We start from the raw sequence: 15,409 nt of genomic DNA, 5'->3' as shown, positions 1-15,409 counted from the left end.
CTACGAAACTCCAAGCGCTTTAAGTTTACGGTGCAAAGCTGAACGCTCCATGCCTATAAATTCAGCAGTACGTGATATATTTCCACCCAAACGCCCAATCTGTGCCACTAAATATCTCTTTTCAAACAATTCTCGTGCTTCACGTAACGGCAAATCCATTATACTTTCATCTGAATCCATTTGAAGACGTGGCAAAGAATCACTTACTTCACTGGGAAGAAAGTCCGCTGTTATAGGACCATCACCATCCCGCACAAGAATAAGAAGACGCTCAATATTATTACGTAATTGCCGCACATTACCCGGCCAAGCATGCGTTTGCAAAATAGCAATCACATCATCACTGATTGCACGCGGTTTAATCCCAACCTGCTGTGATATTGTTTTTACAAAATGATGTACAAGTTCTGGAATATCTTCACGACGCGCTGAAAGAGGCGGAACAGCAATAGGAACAACGGAAAGACGGTGGAAAAGATCTTCTCTAAAGCGCCCATCGGAAATGAGGTTTTCAAGATTTTGCGCTGTCGAAGAAATAATACGGACATCCACCTTAACACGTTTTGTGCCGCCGACTCTTTCAAATGTCTGCCCCGTTAACACCCGAAGAATCTTACCTTGAGTCTCACGTGGCATGTCAGCAATTTCATCAAGATATAATATACCACCATGAGCTTCCTCTAAGGCACCAATCTTGCGCTCTCTTCCTTCCATTTCACTGCCAAACAGCTCTATTTCCATTCTTTCCGGAGTGATCGTTGCAGCATTTATTGTAACAAATGGCCCATTCGAACGCGTTGAGAGCGCATGAATAGTTCGTGCAACAGTCTCTTTTCCTGCCCCTGAAGGACCTGTTATCATGATGCGACTATTGGTTGGTGCTACTTTTTCTATGATTTGACGCAAATTTTTTACAACTGTCGATTTTCCGAGCAACTCTAATGACTCGTTCGAACGCTTTCGCAATTCTAAAAGCTCACGTTTTAAATTTGAGTTTTCAAGTGTTCTCTCTGCAACCAATACAAGTCTATCAGCTTTAAAAGGTTTTTCAATGAAATCATATGCCCCTCGTTTTATAGCGGAAACAGCCGTCTCAATATTACCATGACCAGAGATCATAACGACCGGAAGAGCTGGATATTGCGTTTTAATTTCATCAAGCAGTGCTAAACCATCGAGACGACTGCCCTGTAGCCAAATATCCAAAAAAATGAGCTTTGGAATACGCTCACTAATTTGAGCCAATGCTTCATCAGAATTACAAGCAACACGCGTTTCATAACCTTCATCATCTAAAATACCAGCAACAAGCTCACGAATATCTGCTTCATCATCAACAATCAAGATATCTGATACCATACTATTCCCCTATCTTATGATTTATGGCTTGTATAATACTACCCTGCTTACCCCCATCCACCGGAAATATCAAACGGATCATCGCACCACGACCTTCATAAAAACTCTCCGGTGCGTCATGAAGCTCCATGGAACCACCGTGATCTTCAATAACTTTGCGCACAATGGCTAACCCGAGCCCTGTTCCTTTTTCCCGCGTTGTTATATAGGGCTCTAATAACTTTTGTCTTTGCTCTTTAGGAAGTCCTTTCCCATTATCAACAACATCCACAACCACCCATTCCTCTTGACGATAAGAACGAACAAGAATATGACCGTGAATATTTTCCTCTCGCATAACTGAATCTATAGATTCGCTCGCGTTTTTGATAACATTGCAAAAAGCTTGTACAATGAGACGGTTATCAAATGCACCCATAAGTGGTAGACTTCCTAAATCTTGCTCAAAATGAATATCATGTCGTGTCACTTCTATCAAGAAACATGCCTCGCGCAACAATTCTCGTATATCTAAAATATGCATTTGTGGTTTAGGCATACGTGCAAAAGAGGAAAACTCATCAACCATACGCCCAATATCTCCAACCTGTCGAATAATTGTCTCAATACACCGCTCAAAGACCTCTCTATCTTGTGTAATAACTTTGTTATAACGTTTACGAATGCGTTCAGCGGATAACTGAATGGGTGTGAGGGGATTTTTTATTTCGTGTGCAATACGCCGTGCAATATCCGCCCACGCCGCTGTACGTTGTGCTGCAACAAGGTCTGTAATATCATCAATTGTTAGAACCCAAGATTGCCCCTGTCCATCATCCTCTTCCATCGTAACTTGAACATTACAGACACGCTCTTTTCCTGCAACGTTTAAAGTAACCTGCTCACGATGATTTTTACGATCCAATGAACGTGAAAACTGAAAAACCTGCCAAATTTCAGCACTTAAAGATAAAAGACTTTGTCCAACAACCTGTTCAGAACGAATATCAAACATCGCTTCAATAGACCGATTAATAATTGTAATATCACCATTATCATCTATACCTGCTACTCCTGCTGTTACACCCGATAACACTGCTTCAGAAAAACGCCGTCTCTCATCAATTTGATCACGCACTGCAATCAACTCATTGCGCCGACTTTTTAATTCACTGACCATGTAATTAAAAGTTTTGGATAATTGCCCAATATCTCCATCCTTCGCGCGTACCGGCACAAAAATTTCCATATTTCCAGTAGCAACATCATCAGCAGCACTAATGAGAAGACGAATAGGACGTACTAAGCGATCAGCAACAGCAATAGCGGCCCAAATAGCTGATAGAAATAAACTAAAAAAAAGACATAAATAAAGCATACCAAATGCAATTTGCGTCAGCAGGCGATTTTCATTTAAATCACGATAACGATCTGTATTAACTTCTGTCAAACGCAAAGCAGATAAAACACCTTTATCAACGTCACGCACCAAATATAAAAATGTATTTGGAATGTTGGTAAATTTTAAAATAATACCAAAATAATCATGCACGCCTGGTTGAAAAGAAAAAGGCCTCGCACTGGTTGCACGTTCAATAAGATTGGAAGGAGGAATTGGCAGTTTATCTTCATCACCAAGAGCACTCGATATAAAAATAGCTCCGCTAGAACTTAACAAAAATGCACCACGCAAATTGCGTCCTATAGCATGACGCGTCAATTGCATCCTATATTCAGCTGGATTACGTTCTAAGAGTTTTTTGTTATCAAGTGCAAATGCCATCGCGTAGGATAAATTTTTTAAATTTTGAAGCATTTCATCTGCATAAGCATTTGCTAAATCAATAGAAGAGCCCACAATTTGCCGCGTTGTTGTATCAAACCATCGATCAAGTCCTAAATTTAGTGCTGGACCCGATACAAGAGCTACAGCAACAGCCGGCATTGTCGCAACAAGTGCAAACAATGAAATAAGGCGCACATGAAGACGCGATCCTGCACGCCTTGAACGCCAAGCACGAATGATCGGAATCATCTCATAAAAAACGATGACAATAAGCCCTAAAACCCAAAAACTATTAATCCCTATAAGAATAAGGGTTACTGTTCTACTGGGAATAACAGGGGTTAGTCCAATAAGAATAATAAATGAAACAGAGGCCGTAAGTAAAGCCAATACAATAATTGTAATCCCTAAAAAAATATATACCTTACTTAAACGATACAACTCATCGTTATAAGTATTTTTATCTATGTCTTGAAGATTTGTCACAGATGTTATATTCGTCATGAGCTTACATACCTTTATCCCATTATTCTCATATAAACTTTTGTAGCAAAAATTGACAATACTAATACTACATTTAAAATAGGGCAAATATAGTCAATGAGAAAGAACTTCTACATTTTGCAAAATATCTTAAAATAAACTGTGTTCGACGATAATTTACAAAGGAAATGAGATGCGATTAACAAAACAAACAAATTATGCTCTTCGAATGCTCATGTATTGTGCAGATAATCAGGGAACTCTCAGTCGTGTTCCAGAAATTGCTAAAGCATATGCCGTTTCAGAACTTTTTTTATTTAAAATCCTTCAGCTGCTTGTTCAAGCAGGTTTTATACAAACAGTGCGTGGACGCAATGGTGGAGTTAGATTGGCGAAACCCGCAACAGAGATTTCAGTCGCTGATGTTGTGAAAGTAACAGAAGACAACTTTTCCCTAGCAGAATGTTTTGATACTGCAGAACCAACTTGCCCCTTGATCGATTTTTGTGGTTTAAATACCGCACTTCAAAAAGCATTAAATGCTTTTTTTGAGGTGTTATCCGTGATATCCCTTGCTGATCTACAACAACCATCCTTTCAAAATCATTTTAAAATTAATGACAAAAAGGCAAACTAAGATTATAATACAAGGAGATTAGGTATTTCTATTGCAGCAATAATATTAGCCGCTGGACGCGGTGAAAGAGCAGGCTCTCCCCATAAAATTCCAAAACAATATCGGCTTCTAGGACAAAAGCCGATTATTTATCATACCGTGCATTGTTTTTTGCAGCATCCAGCTATCACAACAATTATTCTTGTTATTCATCCAGAAGACCGTCAAATCTGTGAACAAGCTATTGGTGATTTTAAAGAGCGCCTTATTATCGTTGAAGGAGGAAATACACGTCAAATCTCTACCTTACATGGACTTCAGGCACTCAAAAAATTCAATCTCCAATATGTGCATATTCATGATGGTGCACGCCCCTTTATCGAAAACAAGCTTCTTGATAACATTCACAACACAATCACGCCTCAAGAAGGTATTCTTCCTGTTCTTCCCATCTCTGATACCCTTAAACGTGTAAATAATCAGCATGTTTTAGAAACAATTCCTCGTACCCATCTTTACAGTGCACAAACTCCACAGTGTTTTCCTTTTGAACATATCTTAGCGGCCCATAAACAAGCAAAACAAGCTTGCAAAAAAGAATTTACCGATGATTCCGCAATCGCTGAATGGTTTGGAATTCCTATGCGCACCGTTCCTGGGGATCCTAACAATATAAAAATTACATGGCAGGAAGATTTTAATACTGCACATTTATATCTCCAAAAGAAAATGCAAATGTTTCCTGATATCCGCACCGGCAATGGTTATGATGTTCACTCTTTCGAGGATGGTGATTTTCTTATTTTATGTGGTATAAAAATCCCTTTTCATAAAAAATTAAATGGACACTCCGATGCGGATGTTGCTCTTCATGCGCTAACAGATGCCCTGCTCGCTACGCGAGGTGCTGGAGATATTGGCACACATTTCCCTCCCTCTGATCCTCAATGGAAAAATGCATCATCAGAAATTTTTCTCCGTCATGCTCTTGATATTCTAAAACAAGCAGGTGGTCGTATCGCCAATGTTGATATCACAATTATCGCTGAAAATCCTAAAATTGGTCCCTATCGTCATGCCATGACAGAAAATCTTATGACAATACTTTCAATGACACCTGATCGAATCTCTATCAAAGCCACAACAAATGAAAGGCTTGGATTTATTGGTCGCGGTGAAGGAATTGCTGCTCTTGCAACAGCAAGCGTTCTTTATTCAGGAGAACTTCCCCAATGACATATCTTTGTGAAAAACAAGCACATGAAGTCCTTAATACCTTTCGCCAAAAAGGTTTGCTATTAACAACTGTAGAGTCTTGTACAGGAGGACTCATTGCTGCAAGCCTCACAAATATTGCAGGCTCGTCAGATGTTCTCGATTGTGGATTTGTTGTTTATTCAAATGAATCCAAAACACGCCTTGTTGGCGTTTGTGCTGAACTTATAAGAACTTATGGTGCCGTTTCAAAAGAAGTTGCTCTTGCAATGGCTGAGGGTGGATTAAAACATTCACAAGCTGACATTGCAGTCTCTGTAACAGGAATTGCTGGTCCAGGAGGAGCAAGTCTTGATAAACCTGTAGGACTTGTGCATTGCGCAATTGCTTATAAAAATCACTCCCCCCTGCACAAAGAAATGCACTTTGGTCATCTTAACCGCAACGTTGTTCGCCATGCAACTGTTGAAAATGTTTTTAAAATGATTCTGGAATTGCTTCACTGAATTCCCCATACTAATTTCAAAGCTCTCTATTCCACATTGAGTCTATAATCGTCAACATCTTGGAAAAATGATTTATTGCATCACAACTTGAAATTGCAATTAGTCAAATTTATTCACTTGCACACCACAAGAAAAAAACTTTATAAATAAAATGATTAAAGAAAGGGATACTTGTACCTCTCTCAAATGCTAAGAGCTGGCGCAACATCTTGAGAGATGGCAATAAATGGTGCAGGCTAACTTCTTCATAAGTGTAAAAATGTGGATTTATATACTTTTACGAGGATCTATACTATTTATTATGAGCGCTATTATGAAATGGATATGACGCAAGCATGTCCTATTTGGGCGTTTTTTTGGATGGGCCTCTATTAAAAAAGGAAAACAAAAGCGTGAAGCTGAGCATCATCTTAATCATTTAAAATGATATTCCTTTCATATGCTTTTCAAAGCTGAAAAAGCTTAATTAAAAACAAATAATAAAGATGGAAACCGATTTTCACCTTCACGCTATTATAAGCAATACGTATTGTTAAAAAATAACAGAATAGACTATGTTATCGCAGAGCCATAAATCTGATGCGCACGCTTCTCAAAAGCATCGGTAAATTTACGAAACGCAATATCAAACATTGAGCCCATCACTAATCCAAGCGTTTTACTTTTAAATTCATAATCAATAAAAAACTCTACATTACATGCATTGGTATTTTTAATATCATGAAAGTCCCAACGATTTTCAAGATATTTGAATGGACCATCAATATATTTAACTTCTATAAGATTTTTTTCCGGCTGAAGAAATACTTGAGTCGTAAAAGTTTCATGGATAATCTTATAGCCAACGGTCATATCCGCAAGAAGCAATGTTTTTTTCCCATACTCTTTTCGAGAACGTACTATTAAAGACTCACACATTGGTAAAAATTCAGGATAACGCTCTATATCTGAAACCAGATCAAACATTTCACTGGCACTATGGGTGATCTGCCGATGTATTGTAAAAATCGGCATAATTATCTCTGTAAGGAAAATTTTTCATCACGCGCTTTTTGCAAAATAGCAAAATCATCTCCAGCATGATGAGATGAACGCGTCAGAGGATTGGAGGCCATATGTAAAAATCCTTTTACTTTACCAATCTTGGCAAAAGACTCAAATTCTTCAGGAGGCACAAAACGAACAACTGGATGATGTTTTCGTGTAGGCTGCAAATATTGTCCAATCGTCATAAAGTCAACATCAGCAGAGCGCAAATCATCCATCAATTGCAAAATTTCATTTCGCTCTTCCCCAAGACCAACCATAATTCCCGATTTTGTAAAAATTGTTGGATCAAGTTCTTTAACGCGTTGTAATAAACGAATTGAATGAAAATAACGTGCCCCTGGACGAACCTTCAAATATTTAGAAGGAACTGTTTCTAAGTTATGATTAAAAACATCAGGCTTAGCAGCAACAACAACTTCTAAAGCGCCATCCTTATGGCGAAAATCAGGTGTCAGAACTTCAATTGTTGTTTTAGGAGTTTTTTGACGAATCGCATAAATAACTTTTGCAAAATGCTCAGCACCACCATCAGCAAGATCATCACGATCAACAGATGTAATGACAACATGTTTTAATTCCATCCGTGCAACAGCATCGGCTACACGTTCTGGCTCATTATCATCAACGGCAAGTGGAATACCTGTTGCAACGTTACAAAAAGCACAAGCACGCGTACATATTTCACCTAAAATCATAAAGCTAGCATGCCGCTGGCTCCAACATTCGCCAATATTAGGGCAACCAGCTTCTTCACATACAGTCACTAACTTATGCGTACGTACAATACTATGTGTTTCCTTATAAATTGGTGATGTTGGCGCTTTTACACGAATCCAATCTGGCTTTTTTTGAACGCTTGTATCAGGACGATGCGCCTTTTCAGGATGACGCAAATGTCTATTTGTAACTCTATCAACAACCGTAACCATTTAAGCCTTTGCCTTATAAATACGAAATAACAATCAAAAATAATAAATCTTTCATACAATCTAGTCATCAAGCGTTTAAAACTTGACCATAAGCATCCAATACACTTTCTTTCATCATTTCCGATAAAGTCGGGTGTGGAAAGACAGTATGCATTAATTCTTCTTCTGTTGTTTCAAGATTCATGGCAATAACAAAACCCTGTATCAATTCTGTCACCTCAGCCCCTACCATATGGGCCCCAAGAAGCTGTCCCGTTTTTTTATCAAAAATAGTTTTCACTAATCCTTGATCTTCCCCTAAAGCAATGGCCTTACCATTAGCGGAAAAAGAATAACGACCAATACGTATATCATAGCCAGCCTCTTTCGCTGCTGCTTCTGAAAGCCCTACAGAGGCAACTTGTGGTGTGCAATATGTACATCCTGGAATTTTTCTTTTATCAAGCGGATGAGCGCTCTTCAGACCTGCAAGATGTTCAATGCATATCACACCTTCTTCTTCTGCTTTATGTGCTAACATAGGAGGACCGGCCACATCACCAATAGCATAAATGCCTTCCACACCCGTCCAACCCCATTCATCGGTTATAATGCACCCGCGATCAGTTTTTATGCCCAACGCTTCCAATCCAAGATTCTCAATATTACCCTGAACCCCAACAGCTGAAATCAGCCTATCAGCTGAGATTATTTCTGTCTTACCCTTCACATCAATATGCGCAGTGACAAAATCGGAAGCTTTTTCAACCTTTGTTACTTTTGCTTGTACAAGAATGCGGATGCCTTTTTTCTCTAACTGTTTACGAGCAAATGTTGAAATTTCAACATCTTCAGCCGGCATAATGTGAGGCATCATTTCAACAACAGTCACCGCTGCTCCCATATCATGATAAAAAGAGGCAAATTCAATACCAATCGCCCCAGAACCCATTACCAAAAGCGACTTCGGCATGGTATGTGGGATCATAGCCTCAAAATAAGTCCAAATGAGCTTTCCGTCTGGCTCAATCCCAGGAAGAGAACGAGGACGTGCACCTGTTGCAATAATGATATGCTTTGCTTGATAAGTTCCCTCCCCTAACGTCCCTTTAGGGATTGGATTTTGCGGTTGCATAATCGGTTTGGAGGATGAAGAAACCATAATTTCCGCAAGCTGGCTTCCTTTGGCTCCCCTGGTTAACTTTGCTTCACCCCAAATAATGTCTATTTTGTTTTTTTTCATCAAAAAACCAACGCCAGCATTTAAACGCGCTGAAACCCCGCGTGAACGTGCTACGACATCTTTGATATTGGCTTCAACTGAACCGTGAAGCTTTAGTCCATAATCTTTCGCATGTTCAGCAAAATGCTTCATTTCCGCCGAACGCAAAAGTGCCTTGGTTGGAATACAACCCCAATTTAAACAAATCCCACCAAGATGTTCACGTTCAACAATTGCAGTCTTGAAGCCGCACTGCGCTGCACGAATTGCGGTTACATATCCGCCTGGACCTGATCCAATCACAATTACATCATAAAGATTTGCCACAGTAATTCCTCCATGGATATATATAAAACGGATATGCATTTTTTGAACTTAAGACTGTAAAACAACATCACAGAATTATCTTATGTCTTTTTCTTTAAGCTTCACGTAAATGCTTTACCCAAACCAGAAATAGCAATAACATTGCTCTTCAAACTCTTAAATTTGTTTTTATTCTCTTAACACACTCTCTCACAATTTACGTGAAGAACTGTTAAACAGTTCAAACCAACATTGCTAATGGATTTTCAATCATCTTCTTAAAAGTCCGCGCGAGCTCTGCGGCTAAAGCACCATCGACAGCACGATGATCCGCAGAAATTGTAACTGACATAACTGTCGCAACAACTAATGCACCATTTTTAACAACGGCGCGTTGCTCCCCTGCACCAATCGCAAAAATCGTCGCATGCGGTGGATTAAGGATAGCCGAAAAACTTTTTATACCATACATCCCCATATTTGATACAGCTGTTGTTCCACCCTGATATTCTTCTATTTTTAATTTTCTCTCACGCGCACGCTTTGCAAAATCCTTCATCTCTTTGGAAATAAGTGATAACGACTTTTCCTCTGCATGGCGAATAATCGGCGTAATTAATCCATTGGGAATAGAAACAGCAACCCCAACATCACAATGTTTATGATGAAGCATTCCGCCTTCAAGCCAAGAGACATTCGCATCAGGAACAGCTTTCAAAGAAAGTGCGACAGCTTTGATCACCATATCATTAACAGAAAGCTTATAAGTAGGCTGAGTTTCTTCCTGCCTCTTAATCATTGGTGCAGCAGCATTCAGTTGTGTACGCAGTGCTAATAGTGCATCAAGTTCACAATCTACCGTTACATAGAAATGTGGAACTCTCTGTTTTGATTCCATCAAACGTGTTGCGATTGTTTTACGCATATTATTATGGGGTGCGAAGATATATTCATCCTCTTTAAAGAGTTTCAGTATCTGTTTGTCAGAAGCACCTGTAGCTACTAGCTCCGCTATTTGTGATGAATAAGACACTTTAGCAATATCACTACTCACAGCTTTTTCTACATCGCGCTTGATAATACGCCCATGCGGACCACTTCCAGAAATAAGGGATAAATCAAGACCTTCCTGAGATGCTAATCGCCGCGCTAAGGGAGAGGCAAAAAGCCGCGCTTCCTTTTTATCTTGCTGTATTAATTGCTGAGCTGATGATTCATGAGACATTTTTGTACCCTTTGAGTCCATCTGTTTCAGAGAATCTGTCTGTTTTACGCCCTCTGGTTCTTGTTTTGTAGAAGAAGAGATTTCTTCTGAAACTTTTGCAGCTTCAGCTAAATCTTCACCTTCTTCTGCTAAAACAACAATTAAAGCATTTACTTTAACGCCTTGTGTTCCAGCAGGAACCACAATTTTGGCAACCCTACCTTCATCAACGGCTTCGACTTCCATTGTCGCTTTATCCGTCTCAATTTCAGCAATAACATCACCAGAGGAAACCTTATCTCCCTCCTTAATATTCCATTTTGTTAAATTTCCCTCTTCCATCGTAGGGGAAAGTGCTGGCATTGTAATTTTAATGGGCATTATACTTTCCTCCGTCATGCTCTGTATGTCACAGCCTTAACGGCCTCAATAATCTCAGCAGTATTAGGCAAAGCCAACTTCTCAAGATTAGCAGCATAAGGCATCGGGACATCTTTGCCAGAAATCGTAGCAATTGGCGCATCAAGATAATCAAAAGCCTGCTGCATAATACGCGTTGCTATTTCAGTTCCCACGGATGACTGAGGAAATCCCTCTTCAATCGTTACCAAACGACCCGTTTTTTTAACTGAAGAAAGAATTGTTGCAAGATCCATCGGGCGAATGGTTCGTAAATCAATCAATTCAACATCAATACCAAGTTGTTCAATTTCCGGCAACGCTTGAACGGCATAATGCATTCCAATTCCACACGCAACAATCGTCACATCTTGTCCAAACTTATGAATACGCGCCTTACCAATAGGCAAAACAAAATCATCCAGTTGAGGGACATCAAATTGATGCCCATACAAAATCTCATTTTCAAGAAAAATAACAGGATTATCATCACGAATAGCAGCTTTCAGCAAACCTTTTGCATCTGCAGCACTATAAGGCATAACAACTTTCAGACCTGGTACATGACTATACCATGCAGCATAGCATTGAGAATGTTGAGCACCAACACGGGCAGCCGCACCATTGGGACCTCGGAAAACCATAGGAGCGGTCATTTGTCCACCAGACATATAACGGGTTTTTGCTGCGGAGTTAATAATTTGATCCATCGCCTGCATCGCAAAATTAAAGGTCATAAACTCGACAATGGGACGTAACCCTCCAAAAGCAGCCCCAACAGCCAACCCAGCAAAGCCGTGCTCTGTAATTGGGGTATCAATAACGCGGCGCTCTCCGAATTCTTCCAATAAACCCTGACTAACCTTATAGGCACCTTGATATTGCGCGACTTCTTCCCCCATGAGAAAAACCTTTTCATCACGCCGCATTTCTTCAGCTAAAGCCTGATTAAGCGCTTCACGAACTGTCATTGTAACCATTTGTGTTCCCGCTGGAATATCAAAATCAGGAGACGTATCAAAAGTAGGTACCTGCGGAACTGACAAAGGCAGAGAAAGTGGAGATTCCTTGGGTTTTTGTGTTATATCCGTAGGTTGCGAAATATCCTCAGCACGCTCACCTTCTTCTAACAAAATCGCAATAACAGTGTTAACCTTTACACCTTCAGAACCTTCAGGCACAAAAATTTTACCAAGAGTACCTTCATCAACGGCCTCTACTTCCATTGTAGCCTTATCCGTTTCAATTTCAGCAATAACATCGCCAGAGCTAACCTTATCACCTTCTCTCTTGAGCCATTTAGACAGTTTACCTTCTTCCATAGTTGGTGAAAGCGCCGGCATCAAAATATCAATAGACATACTTGCTTCCCTCGCATCAAACTAAAATATCAGTATAGAGCTCAGAAGCATCTGGCTCTTGATCACTTTGTGCAAAATCCGCCGCATCAGCAACAATTGCACGAACCTCTTTCTCAATAGACTTTAAATCATCTTCGTTCGCCCAATTCTTCTTAAGAATCCGACTTTTTACTTGATCAATCGGATCGTGTTCCTCTTTTATTTTTTGGACTTCTTCCTTTGAACGATATTTTGCTGGATCAGACATGGAATGACCACGATAGCGATAGGTCTGCATATCAAGAATGATCGGCCCTTTACCTGAGCGTGCCCAAGAAATTGCTTCATCAGCAGCTCCTTTTACTGATCGAACATCCATACCGTTAACAACAATACCTGGAATTTCAAAAGAAAGACCACGGCGAGAAAAATCAGTTTCTGCAGATGCACGTGAAACTGACGTTCCCATAGCATACTGATTATTTTCAATAATATAAACAACGGGAAGCTTCCAAAGTGAAGCCATATTAAAACTTTCGTAAACCTGCCCCTGATTTGCGGCACCATCACCAAAATAAACCAATGTTACATTATCTTTACCAAGATATTGATTCGAAAATGCCAAACCTGAACCAATTGGAACCTGCGCACCAACAATACCATGTCCTCCATAAAAGTTCTTTTCTTTAGAGAACATATGCATCGAGCCACCTTTCCCTTTGGAAAAGCCACCTTGACGTCCCGTTAATTCTGCCATGACACCACGTGGGCTCATCCCAACGGCTAACATATGACCATGATCACGGTAAGACGTAATAACCTGATCACCTTCTTTTGCCGCTTTCAATGTTCCTATAACAACGGCTTCCTGACCAATATAAAGGTGACAAAATCCCCCAATAAGCCCCATACCATAAAGTTGTCCTGCTTTTTCTTCAAAACGGCGAATTAAAAGCATTTCACGATAAGCATCAATTTCTTCTTCTTTTGTAAAATCTGCTATTGGTGCTTTCTTTGTGGTGCTTGATAATGCAGTGCGCGCCACCGACGCAGAATTTTTTTTAAGTCGTTCTGCCATATTAAACTCCCTTTTATGATTATTTAGGAATAACCTTTACGAACAAAAGTTACAAGCCTTATCAATCGGCTTAAACAATATCATTGCTGATTGTTGTTTAAATTAAGCGATTTTTCATTTACCTTTGGTATCATTTCAAGGTATTAAGATTGTCAGTTCATTTGGCTTAGAAAAGTTCAAATTCTTTCGGACATACTCATCCAGCATATCTTTTTCTATATGTCCATTGCGTAAAAGAGAAATACGCTTTTCCATGAATATCCGCTCAGCTTCTATTTTATGAAGCTCCTTTTCTAATTCGCTAATATGCTGATTAACTTCACTGCGTGAATACAATCCATACTCACCATGATAAATGTGATAACTGAAATAGCTTAAGACTCCCACCGTCATAAGAGGTAGTACAAAGCGCACTTTGATTGATCGACGTTTCTGCTTTGTCCACATAAAATAGCACAGTCTTTACAGCACAAATTTTTTAATATTTTGCCCAACTATGCACGATTTTGATTAATACCTCATTACCAAATCTATACACTCAAACAATTTGTTATCACCAATTTATCCCCCCCCTTAAATACAATCAAAGTAAGCTGAATGCCCCACTTTTTGTATTACAAATATTGGATATCCCACTAACTTGTGATTTTACACCCATCTTTGTCTTTAAAATTTCCTGTTAAAATGACTATAAAATCAATCAATACCCAAGGTGTAATTATCAAAAAAATTCCTATAAGCCCTACCGGCATAAATATTACACTTATTATAAGTATTACACTTATTATATTTATAAGAAGCATTGCAATGCCCGTTCCAACTTTACCAACCATAAAACGATGAATTCCTAGTCCACCTAGAAAAAAACAAACGACCGCTAACGTCACTTTTGATTGCTGTGACTGACCTTCAGTCAAGATAGGGAAAATAGATTTAATGGTATCCCCTTCACACACAAAATCAACGACGTCACCAACTTTCGGCGGCGTTTTTCCTGACCAATCCCAATTCGCAAACTGATAGCGCTTACCATCAGCCCCTGAAATGAAATAATCTCCTTGATCATGACCAATAATCTTACCTTTCATCTTCACCACCTATAAAATTGTTATTCATAAAGAAGCTTTTCTTCTAATATGATAATATGTTGAATAAACCTCACAGCATGAATACAGTCTGTATTCACCGTGATATATGACAATTTAAAAAGCTAAAAATCCCCCAACAACTTAAAATTCCCGCAATTACAAGTGGTAATACAAAGCACGCTGTCCGATTTGCACCTTTGCTTTTTTCATATGAAATAGTACAGTCTTTTTCAATAGTTTTATTTAAATATTCATAATTTTCTTTAATGTTTCACATTTAAAGACATATATTAAAATAATTTACATTATTAAATTAATATATTGACAACATTAAAAGTAAAGAAAATTCCTAGCTCTTTACATTTTATATTATTCTAAAATTTCTACCAATTTATAATTTTATCCCCGTTTTCATCCCTAAAATATCCGGATAAAATAACTATAAAATCGATAAACGACCACGGTATAGTAACTAACAGCCCTATACCTGTTATCGTTATAAGAAGCATTGCAATGCCCGTTCCAACTTTACCAGCCATAAAGCGATGAATTCCCAACCATCCAAAAAACCAACAAACAAGTGCTATCGCCAATCTTGATTTTTCTGACTGCGATTTACTCAAAAGAGGGAGAACAGATTTAACAACATTATCTTCATATACAAAATCAACGGTATCCCCTACCTTTGGTGGTTTTTTTCCTAACCAATCCCAACTCGTAAATTGATAACGCTTACCATCAGCCCCAGAAACAAAATAATCTCCTTGATCCTGACCAATAATCTTACCTTTCATCCTCGACCACCTATAAAGCTTCTCCTCATGTGTTATTCATAAAGAGATTATTTCTTTTTATAATATGCTGATTAAC

Annotated in this window: 14 protein-coding genes; 3 read left to right on the top strand and 11 right to left on the bottom strand. The window is 39.0% G+C overall.

The window, feature by feature from the left end:
- A complete protein-coding gene (locus ACFINF_RS02080) occupies positions 1–1,359 on the bottom strand; it encodes a sigma-54-dependent transcriptional regulator (protein WP_375619457.1) in 1,359 nt (452 codons plus the stop codon).
- 1 nt (position 1,360) lies between these two features.
- A complete protein-coding gene (locus ACFINF_RS02075) occupies positions 1,361–3,628 on the bottom strand; it encodes an ATP-binding protein (protein WP_375619456.1) in 2,268 nt (755 codons plus the stop codon).
- A gap of 172 nt (positions 3,629–3,800) precedes the next feature.
- On the opposite strand from ACFINF_RS02075, the gene rirA reads away from it, so the two are divergent.
- Genes rirA through ACFINF_RS02060 form a run of 3 tightly spaced genes read left to right on the top strand, consistent with a single transcriptional unit; the run spans position 3,801 to position 5,944 of the window.
- The gene (gene rirA, locus ACFINF_RS02070; RefSeq protein WP_375619455.1) at positions 3,801–4,244 is read left to right on the top strand and encodes an iron-responsive transcriptional regulator RirA; all 444 of its coding nucleotides are present in this window, start codon (positions 3,801–3,803) and stop codon (positions 4,242–4,244) included.
- A 24-nt stretch (positions 4,245–4,268) separates the two neighbouring features.
- Positions 4,269–5,459 (top strand): bifunctional 2-C-methyl-D-erythritol 4-phosphate cytidylyltransferase/2-C-methyl-D-erythritol 2,4-cyclodiphosphate synthase, encoded by a 1,191-nt coding sequence (locus ACFINF_RS02065; protein WP_375619474.1) that lies wholly within the window; start codon positions 4,269–4,271, stop codon positions 5,457–5,459.
- Positions 5,456–5,944 carry a CinA family protein gene (locus tag ACFINF_RS02060; protein WP_375619454.1) on the top strand — a complete coding sequence of 163 codons (489 nt, stop codon included), beginning with the start codon at positions 5,456–5,458 and terminating at the stop codon, positions 5,942–5,944. The genes ACFINF_RS02065 and ACFINF_RS02060 overlap by 4 nt, the downstream gene beginning before the upstream one ends.
- A 552-nt stretch (positions 5,945–6,496) precedes the next feature.
- Here ACFINF_RS02060 and ACFINF_RS02055 read toward each other — a convergent pair.
- From ACFINF_RS02055 to ACFINF_RS02015, 9 genes are all read right to left on the bottom strand, one after another.
- Positions 6,497–6,958 (bottom strand): type II toxin-antitoxin system RatA family toxin, encoded by a 462-nt coding sequence (locus tag ACFINF_RS02055; RefSeq protein ID WP_375619453.1) that lies wholly within the window; start codon positions 6,956–6,958, stop codon positions 6,497–6,499.
- Positions 6,959–6,960: 2 nt separating this feature from the next.
- Positions 6,961–7,923: a lipoyl synthase gene (gene lipA / locus ACFINF_RS02050; RefSeq protein ID WP_375619452.1), complete on the bottom strand. Its 963-nt coding sequence runs from the start codon at positions 7,921–7,923 to the stop codon at positions 6,961–6,963.
- Positions 7,924–7,990: 67 nt separating this feature from the next.
- Entirely contained in the window at positions 7,991–9,451 is a 1,461-nt protein-coding gene (lpdA, locus tag ACFINF_RS02045; protein ID WP_375619451.1) for a dihydrolipoyl dehydrogenase, read from the bottom strand.
- A 220-nt stretch (positions 9,452–9,671) separates the two neighbouring features.
- The gene (locus tag ACFINF_RS02040) at positions 9,672–11,015 is read right to left on the bottom strand and encodes a pyruvate dehydrogenase complex dihydrolipoamide acetyltransferase (RefSeq protein ID WP_375619450.1); all 1,344 of its coding nucleotides are present in this window, start codon (positions 11,013–11,015) and stop codon (positions 9,672–9,674) included.
- Between the two features lie 14 nt (positions 11,016–11,029).
- On the bottom strand, positions 11,030–12,394 hold the full coding sequence (locus ACFINF_RS02035) for a pyruvate dehydrogenase complex E1 component subunit beta (RefSeq protein ID WP_375619449.1): 1,365 nt from the start codon (positions 12,392–12,394) through the stop codon (positions 11,030–11,032).
- Positions 12,395–12,410: 16 nt separating this feature from the next.
- Positions 12,411–13,451 (bottom strand): pyruvate dehydrogenase (acetyl-transferring) E1 component subunit alpha, encoded by a 1,041-nt coding sequence (pdhA, locus tag ACFINF_RS02030; protein ID WP_375619448.1) that lies wholly within the window; start codon positions 13,449–13,451, stop codon positions 12,411–12,413.
- 135 nt (positions 13,452–13,586) lie between these two features.
- A complete protein-coding gene (locus tag ACFINF_RS02025; RefSeq protein ID WP_012754998.1) occupies positions 13,587–13,898 on the bottom strand; it encodes a septum formation initiator family protein in 312 nt (103 codons plus the stop codon).
- 188 nt (positions 13,899–14,086) lie between these two features.
- Positions 14,087–14,539, bottom strand: a complete 453-nt coding sequence (locus ACFINF_RS02020) for a TM2 domain-containing protein (RefSeq protein ID WP_375619447.1) — start codon at positions 14,537–14,539, stop codon at positions 14,087–14,089.
- Positions 14,540–14,922: 383 nt separating this feature from the next.
- Entirely contained in the window at positions 14,923–15,333 is a 411-nt protein-coding gene (locus tag ACFINF_RS02015; protein WP_273788348.1) for a TM2 domain-containing protein, read from the bottom strand.
- Positions 15,334–15,409: the final 76 nt, after the last annotated feature.

This window comes from Bartonella sp. TS25HLJMH, assembly GCF_042193505.1.
Classification (GTDB): domain Bacteria; phylum Pseudomonadota; class Alphaproteobacteria; order Rhizobiales; family Rhizobiaceae; genus Bartonella; species Bartonella grahamii.
The sequence above is the reverse complement of the archived record's forward strand: the minus strand, read 5'-3'. Positions and strand labels throughout refer to the sequence as shown.

Bases quoted from the DNA above. Each gene is read 5' to 3' on its own strand.
- ACFINF_RS02055 (WP_375619453.1), bottom strand. From the start codon at position 6,958: ATGCCGATTTTTACAATACATCGGCAGATCACCCATAGTGCCAGTGAA.
- ACFINF_RS02025 (WP_012754998.1), bottom strand. From the start codon at position 13,898: ATGTGGACAAAGCAGAAACGTCGATCAATCAAAGTGCGCTTTGTACTA.
- ACFINF_RS02080 (WP_375619457.1), bottom strand. From the start codon at position 1,359: ATGGTATCAGATATCTTGATTGTTGATGATGAAGCAGATATTCGTGAG.
- ACFINF_RS02075 (WP_375619456.1), bottom strand. From the start codon at position 3,628: ATGACGAATATAACATCTGTGACAAATCTTCAAGACATAGATAAAAAT.
- ACFINF_RS02060 (WP_375619454.1), top strand. From the start codon at position 5,456: ATGACATATCTTTGTGAAAAACAAGCACATGAAGTCCTTAATACCTTT.
- rirA (WP_375619455.1), top strand. From the start codon at position 3,801: ATGCGATTAACAAAACAAACAAATTATGCTCTTCGAATGCTCATGTAT.
- ACFINF_RS02035 (WP_375619449.1), bottom strand. From the start codon at position 12,394: ATGTCTATTGATATTTTGATGCCGGCGCTTTCACCAACTATGGAAGAA.
- lipA (WP_375619452.1), bottom strand. From the start codon at position 7,923: ATGGTTACGGTTGTTGATAGAGTTACAAATAGACATTTGCGTCATCCT.
- ACFINF_RS02040 (WP_375619450.1), bottom strand. From the start codon at position 11,015: ATGCCCATTAAAATTACAATGCCAGCACTTTCCCCTACGATGGAAGAG.
- ACFINF_RS02015 (WP_273788348.1), bottom strand. From the start codon at position 15,333: ATGAAAGGTAAGATTATTGGTCAGGATCAAGGAGATTATTTTGTTTCT.
- pdhA (WP_375619448.1), bottom strand. From the start codon at position 13,451: ATGGCAGAACGACTTAAAAAAAATTCTGCGTCGGTGGCGCGCACTGCA.
- ACFINF_RS02020 (WP_375619447.1), bottom strand. From the start codon at position 14,539: ATGAAAGGTAAGATTATTGGTCATGATCAAGGAGATTATTTCATTTCA.